Here is a 16,684-nt window from a genome sequence, read left to right as displayed (position 1 = left end):
GGTGTTGACCTTTGGTCCATCTGGCTTTCCGATTGCAGCCGGAAATCGACGAAGGGCAAGATGCTGAAGACACCAGGGGCGGACAAGGAAGGTGCAGCTGAGCGTCGTGCGATCAGCGCGGATCTGATTGCGGTGCTCGTCGCGGCCCCCAACGGAAATCCTGTCGTGCTCACCGTCAAGGAGGGCACCACCCTGCCCTCGGGCCCATTCGCGCTTGGCCATCGTTCGCTGCAATCGGGACTGCGCGACTGGGTGGAGCAGCAGACCGGCCACCCGCTTGGATACATCGAGCAGCTCTACACCTTCGCCGACCGCGACCGCAGCATCGAGGAAGCCACCCGTCGGGTGATTTCGATCAGCTATCTCGGCCTGACGCGCGAAGAGCCCTCGCACCGCACGCCGCCGGGCAGCTGGCGCAACTGGTACGAATTCTTCCCCTGGGAAGACCACCGTACGGGCGCGCCCGCAATTATCGACGACATCATCGTGCCGCGCCTGCGTCAGTGGGCTGATGCTGCCGAGCAACAGGACAAGCGGCAGAACCGGCTGCGCCGCGCCGCCGGCGCTTTCGGCTTCGACGACCGTCACTGGAACGAAGAGCTGGTGCTGCAGCGCTACGAGTTGCTGTTCGAGGCAGGTCTGGTCGAAGAGGCGGTGCGCGCGAAAGGCGACACGAATGCCCCTGCCGTGCCGGGCCGGACCATGACCGGCGATCACAGGCGAATCCTCGCCACCGGCATCGGCCGCCTCCGGACCAAGATCAAATATCGCCCCGTCGTGTTCGAGCTGATGCCGCCGGCCTTCACGCTGCTGCAGTTGCAGCGCGCGGTCGAAGCATTGGCAGGCGTTACCGTGCACAAGCAGAATTTCCGCCGCCTTATCGAGCAGCAGGACCTGGTCGAGGAAACCGGCGAAATGAGCGCCGACACCGGTGGACGCCCGGCGAAACTGTTCCGTTTCCGCCACGCCGTGCTCGACGAACGTCTGGTCGCCGGCACCAAATAGCCAATTCGCGGCTTGACAGAGCTTATGCTCATGCTAAGCATATGCCCCAATTATACTCAGTTCGAGCATAATAGGAGCAACGATGTCTGGCATGACCCCTTCCGCCGCCTCGCTCTATGACCGCGTCCAGCGCGTCATTCCCGCCATCGAGTGGCCGGTCTTTTCCGATGACATCGACGCCATCCTGCGCCTCAAACGCGAGCGCAACGCCGTCATCCTGGCGCACAACTACCAGACACCGGAAATTTTCCATTGTGTCGCTGACATCGTCGGCGACAGCCTGGCGCTTGCGCGCAAGGCGATGGAGGTCGAGGCCGACGTCATCGTGCTCGCCGGCGTGCATTTCATGGCCGAGACCGCCAAGCTGCTGAACCCGTCCAAGACGGTGCTGATCCCCGACATGGGCGCCGGCTGCTCGCTGGCCGATTCGATCACGCCCGAAGACATCCGCCTGCTGCGCCAGCGCTATCCCGGCGTGCCTGTTGTCACCTATGTCAACACGTCGGCCGCGGTGAAGGCGGAGTCGGACATCTGCTGCACTTCGGGCAATGCCAAAGCGGTAGTGGAATCGCTCGGCGTGCCGCGCGTGCTGATGCTGCCCGACGAATATCTGGCGCAGAACATCGCCGCCCAGACCGACGTCGAGATCATTGCCTGGAAAGGCCATTGCGAGGTGCATGAGCGCTTCACGCCCGAAGACATCCGCGAGATGCGCGCCGCCCATCCCGGCGTTACCGTGCTGGCCCACCCGGAATGCCCGCCCGAGGTCGTTGCCGAAGCCGATTTCGCCGGCTCGACGGCCGCGATGTCCGACTATGTCGGCCGTGAGAAGCCGGCTCGCGTCGTCCTGGTGACGGAATGCTCGATGAGCGACAACGTCGCCGTCGACCATCCCGACGTCGAGTTCATCCGGCCGTGCAATCTGTGCCCGCACATGAAGCTGATCACGCTCGGCAATATCCGCTCCGCCCTCGAACGCAACGAACACGCCGTGACCATCGACCCGGCCGTCGCCGAGCGCGCCCGCCTCGCCGTCGAACGGATGCTTGCGGTATGACCGACGTCGCCCGCCTGGCCGGACGCCCCGTCATCATCGGCGGCGGGCTCGCCGGCCTGATGACGGCGCTCGAGCTGGCGCCGGAGCCGGTCGTGTTGCTCTCTGCCGCGCCACTGGGCAGCGACGCCTCGAGCGCGATCGCGCAAGGCGGGCTCGCGGCGGCGATGGGCGACGACGACTCGCCGGAGTTGCATCTCGCCGACACGCTGGCTGCCGGCGACGGCCTGTGCGACGAGGCAATCGTCCGCAGCATCGTCGAGGCGGCGCCACGGGCCATCGACAGGCTCGCCGCGCTGGGCGTCGCCTTCGATCGCGATGCCGGCGGCACCCTGCAGCTTGGGCTCGAAGCCGCCCACGCGCGCAGGCGCATCGTGCACGCTGCAGGGGCCGCGACCGGACGCGAACTGATGCGCGCGCTTGTGGCTGCTGTCCGCAACACCGCGTCGATATCAGTCGTCGAAGGCTTCGCGGCGCGCCGGCTGCTCGTCGAAAACGGTGTCATCGCAGGCGTTCTCGCCGCCGGCGGCACCGGCAGCATGGCGCTCGCCACCGGCCGCGTCGTGCTCGCCACGGGCGGGGTCGGCGCATTGTTTCGCGACACGACGAACCCGCTCGGCTGCTTCGGCCAGGGCCTGGCGCTCGCCGCGCGCGCCGGCGCGGCATTTGCCGACCTCGAATTCGTCCAGTTCCACCCGACCGCGCTCGACGGCGTGCTGCGGCCGATGCGGCTGGTCAGCGAGGCGGTGCGCGGCGAAGGCGCTGTACTGATCGACGAAACCGGACGGCGCTTCCTCGCCGAGCTGCCGGGCGCCGAGCTTGCCACGCGCGATGCGGTTGCGCGCGGCGTCCATCGCCATCTCGCCCGCGGCCACCGGGTGTTTCTCGACGCCCGGGCATGCCTCGGCGCAGGTTTTGCCGACCGCTTTCCGACGATTGCGGGCTACTGCAACGACGCCGGGATCAACCCCGCGCGCGAGCCGATCCCGGTGCGTCCCGCCGCGCATTATCACATGGGCGGCGTGGCGGTGGACCGCGAAGGCCGCAGCACCGTGCCTGGCCTGTGGGCCTGCGGCGAGGTCGCCTCATCCGGGCTGCATGGCGCCAACCGGCTGGCCAGCAACTCGCTGACCGAAGCCGTCGTCGTGGCCGGCTGGGTGGCACGCAGCGTCGCCGCCTCCGCCGATACGCACCATGTGGCAAACGCCTTGCCGCCGGTGCCTGTACGCCCCGATCCGGCTTTTGCATGCGACATCGTCTCGTCCTCGCTGGGCGTCTTGCGCGACGGCGAAAGCCTGCGCGAGGCAGTTGCGGCACTGCTACCGATTGCCAGCGGCAATTCGCCGGCAGCCGATCCCGCCGCCGTGGCGCTGATGATGGCCGTCTCGGCGCTCGGCCGCGAGGAAAGCCGCGGCGCCCATAGCCGCAGCGACTTCCCCCTGCGCAGCGCCGCGGCGCGCCGATCGCGCATCACGCTCGACGCGGCACAGCAGGCCGCGGCCTCGCTCGATTTCTTGCCCATTGCCCGGAGCGCCTGACGATGCACCTCACCCCCCTGCCCCGGATCATGCTCGAGCCACTGGTGCGCGACGCCCTGCTGGAAGACCTCGGCCGCGCCGGCGACATCACCACAGATGCCATCGTGCCGGCGGACCACCGGGCGACAGTCGTGCTCGCCTCGCGCCAGCAGGGCGTCGTGGCTGGTCTCGACCTGGCAGCGCTTGCCTTCAGCCTGATCGAGCCCGCAATCGAGATGAAGGTCGAGAAACCCGACGGCAGCCGCCTGGTTCCGGGCGACGTCATCGCCACACTCAGCGGGCCTGCGCGTGGCTTGCTGACCGGCGAACGCGTGGCGCTGAACTTCCTGTCCCATCTCAGCGGCATCGCCACCGCCACGGCAGGCATCGTCGATGCGGTTGCCGGCCACAGAGCGCGCATCGTCTGCACCCGGAAAACCACGCCCGGCCTGCGCCCGCTGGAGAAATACGCCGTGCGCTGCGGCGGCGGCTCCAACCATCGCTTCGGCCTCGACGACGCGGTGCTGATCAAGGACAACCACATCGCCATTTCGGGCGGTGTTCGCCCGGCCATCGAGCGCGCCCGGGCCAATGTCGGCCACCTGGTGAAGATCGAGGTCGAGGTCGACACGCTGGAACAGCTGGACGACGTGCTGAAACTCGGTGTCGACGCCGTTCTGCTCGACAACATGTCACCGGAAACCCTGACGACGGCAGTCAGGATGGTCGCCGGACGGGCGATCACCGAAGCCTCGGGCCGGGTCAACCTCGCCACCGCCCCCGCCATCGCCGCCAGTGGTGTCGACCTGATTTCCGTAGGTTGGCTGACCCACAGCGCACCGATCCTCGATATAGGACTGGACACGGCACCCTGACCGGGGCAAAGGTCCCGCCCCGGGTGGGGATGGCAAGGATACGTCTTGGCAATGGAGAGCGCATGAACGCCGATTTGCACCTGAACGCAGCCGCAACCGAGATCAATGCCGCGCGTCCGCAGTGGAGCCGCGCGGAAGCCCAGGCGATCTACGATTCGCCCTTCAACGACCTGCTGTTTCGGGCACAGACCGTCCATCGCGAGAATTTCGACCCCAACCGGGTGCAGATGTCGCGCCTGCTGTCGATCAAGACAGGCGGCTGCCCCGAGGATTGCGGCTATTGCAGCCAGTCGTCGCGGCATGAATCCGGCCTCAAGGCCTCCAAGCTGATGGAGGTGCAGCGTGTTTTGGCCGAGGCGAAGAAGGCCAAGGACGGCGGCGCCACGCGCTATTGCATGGGTGCAGCCTGGCGCAGCCCCAAGGAGCGCGACATGGATGCCGTCGTCGCCATGATCGAAGGCGTCAAGGAACTCGGCATGGAGACCTGCATGACGCTCGGCATGCTCGATCTCGGCCAGGCCCAGCGCCTGAAGCAGGCCGGACTCGACTATTACAACCACAACATCGACACCTCCGAGCGCTACTACAACGAGATCATCACCACCCGCACCTTCGCCGACCGGCTGGATACGCTGGCCAATGTCCGCGACAGCGGCATCAAGGTCTGCTGCGGCGGCATCGTCGGCATGGGCGAAGAGAAGGCCGACCGCGTCGACATGCTGTTGACGCTCGCCAACCTGCCCGAGCATCCCGACTCGGTGCCGATCAACATGCTGATCCCGATCGAGGGCACGCCGCTCGGCGAAGCTGATCCGATCGAGCCGATCGAATTCGTCCGCACCATCGCACTTGCCCGCATCATGATGCCGAAGTCGCATGTGCGCCTGTCGGCCGGCCGCACGGCGATGAGCGACGAGATGCAGGCGCTGTGTTTCTTTGCCGGTGCCAACTCGATCTTCGTCGGCGACACGCTTTTGACCGCCGAAAACCCCGGCGAAGACAAGGACACGGCGTTGTTCCGTCGTCTCGGCATCCAGCCGATGGAGCTCGACGCGGGGTGACAGGGCGGGCTTTGCTCGACCGCTACGAGGCCAGCCTGCGCGGGCTGGCCCGCAAGAGTCGGCTGCGTGCGCTGAGCGGCCGAGCCGGGCTCGATTTCGCTTCCAACGACTATCTCGGGCTGGCCGGCAGCAAGCGCATGGCCGATGCGGTTGCCACTGCCCTCGCCAACGGTACATCGGTCGGCGCCACCGGCTCGCGGCTGTTGCGCGGCAACGACCCCGAGCATGAGGCACTGGAAGAGAAGGCCGCGAGCTTCTTCGGCGCCGAACGGGCGCTGTTCTTCGGCGGCGGTTATGTCGCCAATTTCGCCGTGCTCACCACCTTGCCGCAAAAAGGCGATCTGATCGTGCTCGACGAGCTGATCCATGCCAGCGCCCATGAAGGCGCGCGCGCCGGCCGCGCCGAGGTGGTGGAAGCAAAGCACAATGACGCCAGCGCTGTGGACGACGCCATCCGGAGCTGGCGCACGGGCGGCGGCAGCGGACGTGCCTGGATCGTCACCGAAAGCCTTTATTCGATGGATGGCGATTTCGCCCCGCTCGACGACCTCGCCGCCGTCGCCGACCGGCACGAGGCCTTCCTGTTCGTCGACGAGGCGCATGCGACGGGCGTCTATGGCCCCGAGGGGCGCGGGCTGGCGCACCATCTCGAAGGCCGCGACAGTGTCGTCGTGCTGCACACATGCGGCAAGGCGCTGGGCGCATCGGGCGCGCTGGTCACGGCCTCGGCGGTTTTGTGCGACTATCTCGTCAACCGCTGCCGGCCCTTCATCTATGCCACGGCGCCCTCGCCGTTGATGGCGGTGGCGTCTGCCACGGCACTCGACATCGTCGCCGACGAACCAGAGCGGCGCGAGCGGCTGGCCCGGCTGGTGAAGCTCGCCGGCGACAAGGCGGAGACGCTTGGCTTTGTGCCGAGCGGATCGCAGATTCTGCCCATCCTCATCGGCGACAACGCGCGCGCCATGCAGCTTGCCGAAGCGCTGCAGGCGCGCGGCTTCGACGTCCGCGGCATACGCCCGCCGACAGTGCCCGAGGGCACGGCGCGGCTGAGGATCTCGCTGACGCTCAATATCGGCGAGGACGATGTTTCCTCGCTGTTTGCAGCCCTTCAAGAGGAATGCTCGCAATGACGGCGCAGCCCACGATCGTGGTCACCGGCACCGACACCGGCATCGGCAAGACCGTGTTCGCCGCGGGCCTGACCGCCCTGCTCGACGGCGTCTACTGGAAGCCGGTGCAGTCGGGCATCAAGGAAGAGACCGACAGCGAGATCGTGACCCGCCTCGCCGGCCTTGCGCCTGAACGGGTGCTGCCTGAGGCGTGGCGGCTGAAGGAGCCGCTGTCGCCGCACCGCGCTGCCGAACTCGACGGCGTCGAGATCGACACCGACGCGCTCGCCCTGCCCGCCACCGCACGGCCACTGGTCGTTGAAGGCGCCGGCGGGCTGATGGTGCCGGTCAACCGGCGCACGCTCTACATCGACGTCTTCGCGCGCTGGGCGGCACCTGTGGTGCTCTGCGCCCGCACCGGCCTCGGCACCATCAACCACACGCTTTTGTCCATCGAGGCGTTGCGCGCCCGCTCGGTGCCGCTGCTGGGCATAGCCTTCATCGGCGACGAGATGGCAGACACCCAGCGCACCATCGCCGAGATGGGCAATGTGCGTGTGCTTGGCCGCCTGCCCCGGCTCGACCCGCTGACAAATGAAACGCTCGCCGAGGCCATGCGGACGAGCTTCAACGCGGCCGACTTCCTGGAGGCCCAGTTCTTGCAGGCAAAGCCATGAGCCGTTCCGCCGTCTGGCATCCCTTCACCCAGCACGCCGCCGAGCCCGTGCCGCCCGTCATCGCGCGCACCGAGGGCGCCTATGTCGAAACGACAGAGGGCAAGCGCATCCTCGACGCGATCTCCTCCTGGTGGGTCATCACCCATGGCCACCGCCATCCGAAAATCGTCGAGGCGATCCGAAATGCCACCGAAACACTCGATCAGGTCATCTTCGCCGGCCTGACCCACGAGCCAGCGGAAAAATTGGCCTCGGCACTTGTCGAGATGGCGCCCTCAGGCCTCGACTGGGTGTTTTTTTCCGACAGCGGCTCGACCAGCGTCGAGGTGGCGCTGAAGATGGCGCTCGGTTTCCACCGCAACAATGGTTCTCCGCGCTCGCGCCTCGTCGTGATGGAGCACAGCTATCATGGCGACACCATCGGCACGATGAGCGTCGGCGAACGCGGCGTGTTCAACGCCGCCTACGACCCGCTGCTGTTCGAGGTCGACACCATCCCCTTCCCCGCAGCCGGCCGCGAACAGGAGACGCTCGACCGCTTCGAAGCTTTGACCCGCGACGGCAAGGCTGCTGCCGTCATCGTCGAACCCCTGGTGCTCGGCGCCGGCGGCATGCTGATCTATCCGGCCCGGGTGCTGACCGAGCTCAAGCGCATCGCCGAAAAGTCCGGCACGCTGTTCATCGCCGACGAGGTGATGACCGGATGGGGCCGCACCGGAACCATGTTCGCCTGCGAACAGGCTGGCATCTCGCCCGACATTCTCTGCACATCGAAGGGCCTGACCGGCGGCTCGGTGCCGCTGGCGGCGACGCTCGCCACTGACGCGATCTTCCGGGCGCATTTCTCCACCGATCGCGCCAAGACCTTCTTTCATTCGAGCTCCTACACCGCGAACCCCATCGCCTGTGCTGCGGCCCTCGCCAATGTCGGGATCTGGCGCGACGAGCCGGTGACTGAGCGTGTGGCGGCCTTGTCGAAGATGCAGGCGGAGAAGATCGCGCGCTTCAACGGCGATGCACGTTTTGAGAATGTTCGGACGGCCGGCACCATCGCCGCCGTCGACCTGCTTGTCGGCAAGGCAGGTTATCTCGCCGAAGTCGGGCCGAAGCTGCGCGCATTCTTCCTCGAGCGCGGCCACCTGGTCCGCCCGCTCGGCAACGTCATCTACGTACTGCCGCCCTATTGCGTCACCGCAGCCGAGCTCGACCGGCTCTATGACGCCGTCGACGAGGCCGCCGAGCTGGCGAAGAGCGGATGAGCCGGACCGCGCGCATTTCAGCCTTCGGCCACCATGTGCCGGGCCGCAAGGTCGAGAACGCCGAAATCGAGGCGAGCCTCGGCCTCGATGCCGGCTGGATCGAAGGCCGCACCGGCATCCGCTCGCGCTACTGGGCCGAGCCTGGGGACACTTTGTCCGACCTCGCGGCACATGCCGGGGAGATGGCGCTGCAGCAGGCTGAAATCGCGCGCGAGGATGTCGGCCTGCTTTTGCTCGCCACCTCGACGCCCGACCACCTGTTGCCGCCGAGCGCACCTCTGGTGGCGCATAAGCTTGGCCTCGCCAGGTCGGGCGGCATCGACCTCGCCGGCGCCTGCGCCGGTTTCATCTATGCGCTGACCTTCGCCGACGGTTTCGTGCGGCTGCATAACAAGCCGGCGATCGTCATCGCCGCCAACATCCTGAGCCGCCGCATCAATCCGGCCGAGCGGGCAAGTAGCGTGCTGTTTGCGGACGCTGCCGGAGCGGTCGTGCTGACGCCTTCCGACGACGCGGGCCACGGCATTCTGGGTGCGTCCGTTTCCGCCGATGGCGGCGGCTACGGCTTGATCCAGATCCCCGCCGGCGGCAGCAACCGGCCCTTCTCGGACGAACTCGACATCACAGAGACGCGCATGACCATCGCAGATGGACGCGCGGTGTTCGCCAAGGCGGTCGAGATGATGAGCCGTTGCTCCACGGAGGCGCTTGCTGCGGCAGGCCTGGAGACATCAGCCGTCAGCCGCTTCGTGCCGCACCAGGCCAATGCCCGCATCTTCAATGCGGTGGGCAAGTCGCTCGGCATCGCCGACGACAGGATCGTCAAGACGATCGCCGACTACGGCAATTCGTCGGCGGCGACGATCCCGCTGTCGCTGGCGGTGGCGCATCGGACAATGCCGTTCCGGCCGGGCGAGACGCTTTTGCTCTCGGCGGCAGGCGCTGGCATGACCGGCGGTGCGTTGGTGGTTGGAATGTAGCGTCGCGCCGGCTGGCGGATCAGGGAGGAACAATGCGCAAGATCGTCGCCGGCAAGCTGCACGGCATCCATGTAACAGAAGCCAACCTCAATTATCACGGCTCGATCACGCTCGACCCCGATCATTGCGAAGAAGCCGGCATTCTGCCGATGGAGTTCGTCGAGATCTGGAACAAGAGCTCCGGCGCGCGGATCTCGACCTATGTCATCCTCGGCGAGCGCGGCTCACGCTGCTGCATCCTCAATGGCGCTGCCGCCCGCACATGCCAGGCTGGCGACCAGGTCATCATCTGCAATTCCGTCTATCTGAACGAAAGCGAGATCACCGCGCTCAAGCCGCGCGTCCTGACCTTCGACAAGGACAACCGCATCGCCGACCGGCTGACCTATTCGGTCGAGCGCGACCAGGCCGGCCGCTACAGCTTCTCGATCCTTGACGAAGCCAGTGCCAGGCTTCCGATCCCGGCACTGGTCAGCAGTCATTAGAGCCTGTTCCATTCCGATGAACCGGAACGGGGCTCTGTCTTCTTGCCGTCGCATGATCTTTTCCGAAAACCGGTCCCGCTCTTCGGGATCATGCCTTGGAGCCGGGCCGACAGACGGCCCGGCATCAATCTGGTTCTAGCGGCGTTCGAGATGCTCGACGGCGAGGAAGGCAGCCTTGGCGGCCAGCGACAGCTGCCTCGCGGCCTCGACGCGCGCCGGCGTGTAATAATGCTCTTCATGCAGCATGTTGACGGTGCCCAGCATGACGTCGCCGACAAAGACCGGCCAGTTGAGCACCGAACCGCAGCCGAGCGACCAGATCAGCTCGTGATCGGGGAAGACGTCGGCAATGTCCTTGATGGTGTTGGCGACGAAGGGCTTACGCTGGACGTGGATCGTCTCGAACCAGTGGGTGCGGTTGATCGGCTTGGTGCCCGAGACGGGATAGGCATCGGGATGGCTGGTGTAGGTGCGGCCCGAAACTTCGGTCGCCCAGTCGAGCTTCATCACGGTGAACAGCTTGGCGCCGACGATCACGTCGGCCAGAGCCTGCAGCGCCGCCCACACGCCCTCGACCTCTGATGTGGTCGCAATGGCGGCATCGAAGGCGGCCAGCGCCCCGGCGAAATTGGTCTCTGTCATGGTGTACCTCTATTTCAAGTCTTGGGAAGAGACGCGCTGAACCTGGTCAGTTCGCGCGAATAGGGATCGACGAGTTCGCCGCGCTTGAGCTGGTCGACATCAGCTACCTCGACGACCCGGCCATGGCGCATCACGGCAAGGCGGTCGCACAGGAACGACACGACGGGCAGATTGTGCGTGACCATCAGATAGGTCAGCCCCTGCTCGCGGCGCAGGCGCTTGAGCAAATTGAGGATTTCCGCCTGCACCGAGACGTCGAGCGCCGAGGTCGGCTCGTCCAGCAACAGCATCCTCGGCTTGAGGATCAGCGCACGGGCAATCGCCACGCGCTGGCGCTGGCCGCCCGAGAGCTGGTGCGGAAAACGGAAGCGGAAGCGGCGGTCGAGGCCGACCGACTGCATCACCTCGTCGACGCGCTCGCCGCTGTTGCCGATGCCGTGGATGGTCAGCGGCTCGCTCAGCGTCGCATCGACAGTCTTGCGCGGATGCAGCGAACCATAGGGGTCCTGGAACACCATCTGGCATTGCCTGGCAAAAGCACGGTCGATGCCATGGGTGCGCGGCTCGCCAAAGACCGAGATCGAGCCGGTCCAGCTTTTGGCCATGCCGGCAATGGCCTTGAGCACGGTGGTCTTGCCCGAGCCGCTCTCGCCGACAAGCGCAAAGCTCTCGCCCTCGGCGACTTCGAAGCCGATGCCGTGGGTGACCTTCGAATCGCCATAGGAGATGTCGAGATTGTCGATGGCCAGCGCCGTCATGTCGAAGCCCCAGTACGTTCGAGGACAGGAAGCTCGTCGCGGCTCTCGTCGAGGCGCGGGATCGAGGCGAGCAAGCCCTGCGTATAGGGATGCCTGGCGTTCCTGAGCTCGCCGGCATCGCACTCCTCGACCACCTCGCCGCTCCGCATCACCAGGATGCGGTCGCAATAGGCCGAGACGAGGTCGAGGTCGTGGCTGATCAGGATCAGCCCCATGCCCTTGCGCTTGACCAGGTCGTCGATGATTTCGAGCACCTGGGCCTGGACCGAGACGTCGAGCGCCGAGGTCGGCTCGTCGGCAATCAGAAGATCGGGCTCCGGGATGAGCATCATCGCGATCATGACGCGCTGGCCCATGCCGCCCGAGACCTCGTGCGGGTAGAGGCCGAGCACCCGCTCCGGATCGTTGATGCGCACCGCTTCCAGCATCGCAAGCGTGCGGCTGCGGATGTCGCTGCGCGCCAGCTTCTGGTGGGTCAGCAATGCCTCGGCGATCTGATCGCCGATGGTCATGACCGGGTTGAGCGAGAATTTCGGGTCCTGCATCACCATAGAAATGCGCGCGCCGCGGATCGAGCGCATCTGCTTTTCCGACAGCGACAGGAGGTCGGTGCCGTTGAAGGTCATCTCATCTGCGGTGACCCGGCCGGGCGAGCGGATCAGCCGCAGGATCGAGCGGCCGGTCATCGACTTGCCGGAGCCGCTCTCGCCGACGATGCCGAGGCGCTCACGGCCGAGCGTCAGCGACAGGCCCTTGACCACGTCGACAGGACCACGCGCCGTCGGGAACGTGACCTTCAGGTTGCGGATTTCAAGCAGCGCGTTCATTGCCGATCTCCATGCTTGGGGTCGAGCACATCGCGCAGGCCGTCGCCGAGGAAACAGAAGCCGAGACTGACGATGACGATGGCAAAGCCGGGCATCGTCGCCACCCACCACTGGTCGAGGATGAAGGAGCGGCCGCGCGAGATCATCGCGCCCCATTCCGGCAGCGGCGGCTGGGCGCCGAGACCGATGAAGCCGAGGCCGGCGGCGGTCAGGATGATGCCGGCCATGTCGAGCGTGACGCGGATGATCATCGAGGAGGTGCACAGCGGCAGGATGTGGTTGACGATGACGCGGAACGACGAAGCGCCCTGCAGCTCGACGGCCGCAACGAACTCCGAATTGCGGATGGTCAGGGTTTCGGCGCGGGCGATGCGGGCATAGCCGGGCCAGGTCGCAATCGCGATGGCGATGATGGCGTTCTGGATGCCGGGCCCGAGGGCTGCGACGAATGCCAGTGCCAGGATCAGCTTCGGCATCGACAGGAAGATGTCGGTGATGCCCATCAGGATGCGATCGACCCAGCCGCCGAAATAGCCGGCGACGGCGCCGATGATCAGCCCGACGGGCGCGGCAAGCACGGCCACCAGCGCCACGATCATCAGCGTGATGCGCGCGCCGTAGACGACACGGCTCCAGATGTCGCGGCCAAGCTCGTCGGTGCCCATCCAGTTGTCCCAGCTCGGCGGCTTGAGCCGCATGGCGAGATCCTGGCCGACAGGCGAATGGGTGGCGATCCAGGGTGCGAACAGCGCCACCAGGATCAGCGTCAGCACGATGACCGCGCCGACCATGGCGAGCGGATTGCGCGCCAGCGCGCGGCTCAGCCGGTAGCTGCGGCCAAGCCGGGCCTGCAGGCGCGAGGACGGCGAATCGTCGAGAAGCCAGTCACGTCCAGTAGCCATCAGCGTGCCCTCGGGTCGAGGACGCGGTAGAGCACGTCCGAAATCTTGTTGATGCCGATGAAGACGGCGCCGATGACCAGCGTCGCGCCCAGAACGGCGTTCATGTCGGCATTGAGCAGCGCCGTCGTCAGGTAGTTGCCGATGCCCGGCCACGAGAACACGGTCTCGATCATGACCGAGCCCTCGAGCAGGCCGGCATAGGACAGGCCGATGACGGTGATCAGCGGCACGAGGATCGGCCGGAAGGCATGGCGCCACAGCACCAGCCGCTCCGACACGCCCTTGACGCGGGCGGTGGTGACATATTCCTGCGCCAGCTGGTCGAGCATGAAGGAGCGCGTCATACGGGCGATGTAGGCCAGGCTGAAGAAGCCGAGCACCGCAGCCGGCAGCGCGATATGGGTCAGCGCGTTGACGAAGATCTCGGTGTCGCCGGCAATGAGGCTGTCGATCAGAAGCAGGCCGGTGACCGGCTCGACGAGGCCATCGTAGAAGATGTCGATGCGGCCGGGACCGCCGACCCATTGCAGCTTGGCATAGAACAGCGCGAGACCAACGAGGCCGAGCCAGAACGCCGGCACCGAATAGCCGAGCAGGCCGACGACACGGATGACCTGGTCGAGCAGGCTGCCCTGGCGGCTGGCGGCATAAACGCCCATCGGCACGCCCATCAGCACGCCGATGATGATGCCGATCGTCGCCATCTCCAGCGTTGCCGGGAAGACGCGGGCCAGATCCTCGGCGACCGGTCGGCCCGTCGACACCGACATGCCGAGATCACCTGTCAGCACATTGCCGACATAGTGGAAGAACTGGACGATCAGCGGCTTGTCCAGCCCCATCTCAATGCGCACAGCCTCGTAGACGGCGCGCGGGGCGCGGTCGCCGACGACGGCGAGAACCGGGTCGATCGGCACGACGCGGCCGATGAAGAAGGTGATGGCAAGGAGGCCGAGGAAGGTGAAGGCAACGGCGACGATGACGCCGAGCAGGCCCTTCACCGTTTTCCAGGCGTGCCGCGCATTGCGCGACGAGCCGCCAGGCCCAGTTGGAAGCGCCTTGGCGGCGGTAGAGGTTTCTGATGCCACGCGGTCTTTGTTCCTACCACATTGGCCGCGTCGCGGATGCGGCACGGATGTTTTCTGTCGAGCAAAATTCTGCTTGGACTATACAAAAAATTTTGGTTAGATCAAAAAAATTTTGATGGGAGCAAAAAAGCGTGTCCTCGGAGGCCAGCAAAAACACGCCGTCGAGCCAGCCCAAGGTTGGCGCGCTGATCCGTGCCCGCCGCCGCCAGCTGTCGATGACATTGCAGGAATTGTGTGACGCCGCAGGCATTTCGGTCGGTTACCTCAGTCAGGTCGAACGCGATCATGCCACCCCCTCGCTCGGCACCCTCGCCCAGATCGCCCGCAGCCTCGACGTGGGTGTGGATTATTTCATCGCCACGCCCAGCGCCGAGGACGGATTGACCCGCGCGGCCGAGCGCAACCGATTCTCGGTCGACGGCTCGTCGATCGTCTATGAGCGCATCGCCGCCGACTTCACCGGCAACGTGCTCTCGTCCTTCGTCCTCAATGTCCCGCCGGGTTACCGCTCCGAGACGGTCAGCCATGAAGGCGAGGAAATCCTGTTCATCCTCGAAGGCTCGATCACCCAGCGCCTCGAGGACGAAGAGATGGTGCTTTCGGCCGGCGACAGCCTGCATTTCCGCGGCAATCGTCCGCATTCCTGGTCGAACGACACCCAACAGTTCGCGCGCATGCTGTGGACCGGCACCTTGCCGATGTTCAGGTCGCGCACGGAGCATCCGGCCCTGCGCGGTTCGCGGGCCGAAGAGAAGACAACGGGAACCAAAAAGGAGAGAAAATGATGAAACTGTTCAAAGCCGCGCTGCTCGCCGCGGCGCTGGCGATGCCGATGACGCCCGCCATCAGCCTTGCAGCCACGCCCGCAGGCGTGCTCGTGGTGGCGCAGAACATCGACGACATCGTCAGCATCGACCCGGCCGAGGCCTACGAGTTCTCGTCGGGCGAATATGTCTCCCAGACCTATGACCGCCTCGTCCAATACGACGCTGCCGACACCAAGACGCTTGCCGCCGGCCTCGCCAAGGAATGGGCCGTCGACGACGCCAACAAGACCATCACATTCACGCTGCGCGACGGCGTCAAGTTCACCTCGGGCAACCCGCTGCGCGCCGAGGACGTGGTCTATTCGTTCAAGCGTGTCATCGTGCTGAACAAGGCACCGGCCTTCATCCTGACCCAGCTCGGCTGGACGCCCGAGAATTTCGATTCGATGGTCAAGGCCGACGGCAACAAGGTCGTCATCAAATATGCCGGCGACTTCGCTTCGGCCTTCGTGCTCAACGTGCTGGCCGCCCGTCCAGGTTCGATCGTCGACGCGGTGACGCTGCAGGCCAACGAGGCCAATGGCGACATGGGCAACGCCTGGCTGAAGTCGAACTCGGCCGGCACCGGCCCGTTCGTGCTCAAGGCGTTCCGCCCCGGCGAGCTGATCAACCTGACCGCCAACCCCGACTATTTCAACGGCGCGCCAGCCATCAAGGGCGTCATCATCCGCCACGTCGCCGAAGCCGCGACCCAGCAACTGCTGCTGCAGTCGGGCGACGTCGACATGGCCAAGAACCTGACCTCGGACCAGATCGCAACGCTTGCCGGCAGCGACAAGGTAACCACCGAGACCTATCCGCAGGCGGCCGTGCACTTCCTGTCGTTCAACCAGAAGACGGAATCGCTGACACCGCCGGCCGTCTGGGACGCCGCCCGCTACCTGGTCAACTACAAGGGCATGACCGACACGTTCCTGAAGGGCCAGATGCAGACGCACCAGGCCTTCTGGCCGAAGGGCTTCCCGGGTTCGCTCGACGAGACGCCCTACAGCTACGATCCGGCCAAGGCGAAGCAGATCCTGGCTGACGCCGGCATCAAGACGCCGATCAAGGTGACGCTCGACGTCATCAATTCGACGCCGTTCACCGACATGGCGCAGTCGCTGCAGGCAAGCTTCGCCGAAGCCGGCATCAACTTCGACATCGTGCCGGGCACCGGCTCGCAGGTGATCACCAAGTACCGCGCACGCACACATGAGGCGATGCTGCTGTACTGGGGTCCCGATTTCATGGACCCGCACTCCAACGCCAAGGCTTTTGCCTACAACACCGACAACTCCGACGGAAACTACCAGTCGACCACCACCTGGCGTAACAGCTGGGCGGTTCCGGAAGAGCTGAACAACGAGACCAAGGCAGCTCTCGCCGAGGCCGATCCGGCCAAGCGCAGCGCAATGTATGTCGACCTGCAGAAGAAGGTGCAGGAGAAGTCGCCGATCGTCGTCATGTTCCAGGCCGCGACCCAGGTGGCGCGTGCCAAGAACGTCGAAGGCTATGTCAACGGCGCAACCTCCGACTTCGTCTATTACCGCCTCGTCAAGAAGAACTGACGAGCCGGCCTGGCAGGGACCGCCCATTGCGGGCGGTCCCATCGCCCTCACCTCACATTCCCCCT

The 16,684-nt window shown here is 65.8% G+C and carries 17 protein-coding genes; 12 read left to right on the top strand and 5 right to left on the bottom strand.

What is annotated here, in order from left to right; genetic code table 11:
- The first annotated feature begins 60 nt into the window (after window positions 1–60).
- From Amn_RS12585 to panD, 10 genes are all read left to right on the top strand, one after another.
- Window positions 61–1,005, top strand: a complete 945-nt coding sequence (locus tag Amn_RS12585) for an NUDIX hydrolase (protein ID WP_067966686.1) — start codon at window positions 61–63, stop codon at window positions 1,003–1,005.
- A gap of 82 nt (window positions 1,006–1,087) precedes the next feature.
- The gene (gene nadA, locus Amn_RS12580; protein ID WP_192316942.1) at window positions 1,088–2,062 is read left to right on the top strand and encodes a quinolinate synthase NadA; all 975 of its coding nucleotides are present in this window, start codon (window positions 1,088–1,090) and stop codon (window positions 2,060–2,062) included.
- Window positions 2,059–3,597 carry an L-aspartate oxidase gene (locus Amn_RS12575; protein ID WP_286297444.1) on the top strand — a complete coding sequence of 513 codons (1,539 nt, stop codon included), beginning with the start codon at window positions 2,059–2,061 and terminating at the stop codon, window positions 3,595–3,597. The genes nadA and Amn_RS12575 overlap by 4 nt, the downstream gene beginning before the upstream one ends.
- A gap of 2 nt (window positions 3,598–3,599) precedes the next feature.
- Window positions 3,600–4,451: a carboxylating nicotinate-nucleotide diphosphorylase gene (gene nadC, locus Amn_RS12570; RefSeq protein ID WP_286297441.1), complete on the top strand. Its 852-nt coding sequence runs from the start codon at window positions 3,600–3,602 to the stop codon at window positions 4,449–4,451.
- Between the two features lie 62 nt (window positions 4,452–4,513).
- Entirely contained in the window at window positions 4,514–5,512 is a 999-nt protein-coding gene (gene bioB / locus Amn_RS12565) for a biotin synthase BioB (RefSeq protein ID WP_067962815.1), read from the top strand.
- On the top strand, window positions 5,509–6,645 hold the full coding sequence (locus Amn_RS12560) for an 8-amino-7-oxononanoate synthase (RefSeq protein ID WP_286297438.1): 1,137 nt from the start codon (window positions 5,509–5,511) through the stop codon (window positions 6,643–6,645). The genes bioB and Amn_RS12560 overlap by 4 nt, the downstream gene beginning before the upstream one ends.
- The gene (gene bioD / locus Amn_RS12555; protein ID WP_286297435.1) at window positions 6,642–7,301 is read left to right on the top strand and encodes a dethiobiotin synthase; all 660 of its coding nucleotides are present in this window, start codon (window positions 6,642–6,644) and stop codon (window positions 7,299–7,301) included. Before Amn_RS12560 ends, bioD begins: the two co-directional genes overlap by 4 nt.
- Window positions 7,298–8,560 carry an adenosylmethionine--8-amino-7-oxononanoate transaminase gene (locus Amn_RS12550; RefSeq protein WP_067962824.1) on the top strand — a complete coding sequence of 421 codons (1,263 nt, stop codon included), beginning with the start codon at window positions 7,298–7,300 and terminating at the stop codon, window positions 8,558–8,560. Before bioD ends, Amn_RS12550 begins: the two co-directional genes overlap by 4 nt.
- Window positions 8,557–9,540 (top strand): 3-oxopimeloyl-[acyl-carrier-protein] synthase BioZ, encoded by a 984-nt coding sequence (bioZ, locus tag Amn_RS12545; protein ID WP_286297430.1) that lies wholly within the window; start codon window positions 8,557–8,559, stop codon window positions 9,538–9,540. Before Amn_RS12550 ends, bioZ begins: the two co-directional genes overlap by 4 nt.
- A 32-nt stretch (window positions 9,541–9,572) precedes the next feature.
- Window positions 9,573–10,025, top strand: coding sequence for an aspartate 1-decarboxylase (panD, locus tag Amn_RS12540; protein ID WP_067962830.1), 453 nt, complete (start codon window positions 9,573–9,575; stop codon window positions 10,023–10,025).
- Window positions 10,026–10,160: 135 nt separating this feature from the next.
- On the opposite strand, the gene Amn_RS12535 is transcribed toward panD, so the two are convergent.
- The 5 genes from Amn_RS12535 to Amn_RS12515 are packed head-to-tail and all read right to left on the bottom strand — an operon-like array spanning window position 10,161 to window position 14,146.
- Window positions 10,161–10,667, bottom strand: coding sequence for a GAF domain-containing protein (locus Amn_RS12535; RefSeq protein ID WP_286297425.1), 507 nt, complete (start codon window positions 10,665–10,667; stop codon window positions 10,161–10,163).
- Between the two features lie 14 nt (window positions 10,668–10,681).
- Entirely contained in the window at window positions 10,682–11,425 is a 744-nt protein-coding gene (locus tag Amn_RS12530; RefSeq protein WP_067962836.1) for an ABC transporter ATP-binding protein, read from the bottom strand.
- The gene (locus tag Amn_RS12525; RefSeq protein WP_263007358.1) at window positions 11,422–12,252 is read right to left on the bottom strand and encodes an ABC transporter ATP-binding protein; all 831 of its coding nucleotides are present in this window, start codon (window positions 12,250–12,252) and stop codon (window positions 11,422–11,424) included. Before Amn_RS12525 ends, Amn_RS12530 begins: the two co-directional genes overlap by 4 nt.
- Window positions 12,249–13,154 carry an ABC transporter permease gene (locus Amn_RS12520; RefSeq protein ID WP_067962843.1) on the bottom strand — a complete coding sequence of 302 codons (906 nt, stop codon included), beginning with the start codon at window positions 13,152–13,154 and terminating at the stop codon, window positions 12,249–12,251. The genes Amn_RS12525 and Amn_RS12520 overlap by 4 nt, the downstream gene beginning before the upstream one ends.
- A complete protein-coding gene (locus Amn_RS12515; RefSeq protein ID WP_067966690.1) occupies window positions 13,154–14,146 on the bottom strand; it encodes an ABC transporter permease in 993 nt (330 codons plus the stop codon). The genes Amn_RS12520 and Amn_RS12515 overlap by 1 nt, the downstream gene beginning before the upstream one ends.
- A 227-nt stretch (window positions 14,147–14,373) precedes the next feature.
- Here Amn_RS12515 and Amn_RS12510 point away from each other — a divergent pair, with 227 nt between their 5' ends.
- Window positions 14,374–15,027, top strand: coding sequence for a helix-turn-helix domain-containing protein (locus Amn_RS12510; RefSeq protein ID WP_067962845.1), 654 nt, complete (start codon window positions 14,374–14,376; stop codon window positions 15,025–15,027).
- Window positions 15,027–16,619, top strand: coding sequence for an ABC transporter substrate-binding protein (locus Amn_RS12505; RefSeq protein ID WP_192319549.1), 1,593 nt, complete (start codon window positions 15,027–15,029; stop codon window positions 16,617–16,619). Before Amn_RS12510 ends, Amn_RS12505 begins: the two co-directional genes overlap by 1 nt.
- The last annotated feature ends 65 nt before the right edge of the window (window positions 16,620–16,684 follow it).

It is taken from the genome of Aminobacter sp. Y103A (genome assembly GCF_030294925.1).
Lineage (GTDB): Bacteria > Pseudomonadota > Alphaproteobacteria > Rhizobiales > Rhizobiaceae > Aminobacter > Aminobacter ciceronei.
Note: the sequence above shows the minus strand (reverse complement) of the source record. Positions and strands in the feature narration are given on the sequence as shown.

What these genes read in the sequence shown, in the direction of transcription:
- bioD (WP_286297435.1), top strand. Translation starts at nt 6,642, where the DNA reads ATGACGGCGCAGCCCACGATCGTGGTCACCGGCACCGACACCGGCATC.
- nadC (WP_286297441.1), top strand. Translation starts at nt 3,600, where the DNA reads ATGCACCTCACCCCCCTGCCCCGGATCATGCTCGAGCCACTGGTGCGC.
- bioZ (WP_286297430.1), top strand. Translation starts at nt 8,557, where the DNA reads ATGAGCCGGACCGCGCGCATTTCAGCCTTCGGCCACCATGTGCCGGGC.
- Amn_RS12525 (WP_263007358.1), bottom strand. Translation starts at nt 12,252, where the DNA reads ATGAACGCGCTGCTTGAAATCCGCAACCTGAAGGTCACGTTCCCGACG.
- Amn_RS12535 (WP_286297425.1), bottom strand. Translation starts at nt 10,667, where the DNA reads ATGACAGAGACCAATTTCGCCGGGGCGCTGGCCGCCTTCGATGCCGCC.
- Amn_RS12585 (WP_067966686.1), top strand. Translation starts at nt 61, where the DNA reads ATGCTGAAGACACCAGGGGCGGACAAGGAAGGTGCAGCTGAGCGTCGT.
- Amn_RS12575 (WP_286297444.1), top strand. Translation starts at nt 2,059, where the DNA reads ATGACCGACGTCGCCCGCCTGGCCGGACGCCCCGTCATCATCGGCGGC.
- bioB (WP_067962815.1), top strand. Translation starts at nt 4,514, where the DNA reads ATGAACGCCGATTTGCACCTGAACGCAGCCGCAACCGAGATCAATGCC.
- nadA (WP_192316942.1), top strand. Translation starts at nt 1,088, where the DNA reads ATGTCTGGCATGACCCCTTCCGCCGCCTCGCTCTATGACCGCGTCCAG.
- Amn_RS12505 (WP_192319549.1), top strand. Translation starts at nt 15,027, where the DNA reads ATGAAACTGTTCAAAGCCGCGCTGCTCGCCGCGGCGCTGGCGATGCCG.
- Amn_RS12530 (WP_067962836.1), bottom strand. Translation starts at nt 11,425, where the DNA reads ATGACGGCGCTGGCCATCGACAATCTCGACATCTCCTATGGCGATTCG.
- Amn_RS12550 (WP_067962824.1), top strand. Translation starts at nt 7,298, where the DNA reads ATGAGCCGTTCCGCCGTCTGGCATCCCTTCACCCAGCACGCCGCCGAG.
- Amn_RS12520 (WP_067962843.1), bottom strand. Translation starts at nt 13,154, where the DNA reads ATGGCTACTGGACGTGACTGGCTTCTCGACGATTCGCCGTCCTCGCGC.
- panD (WP_067962830.1), top strand. Translation starts at nt 9,573, where the DNA reads ATGCGCAAGATCGTCGCCGGCAAGCTGCACGGCATCCATGTAACAGAA.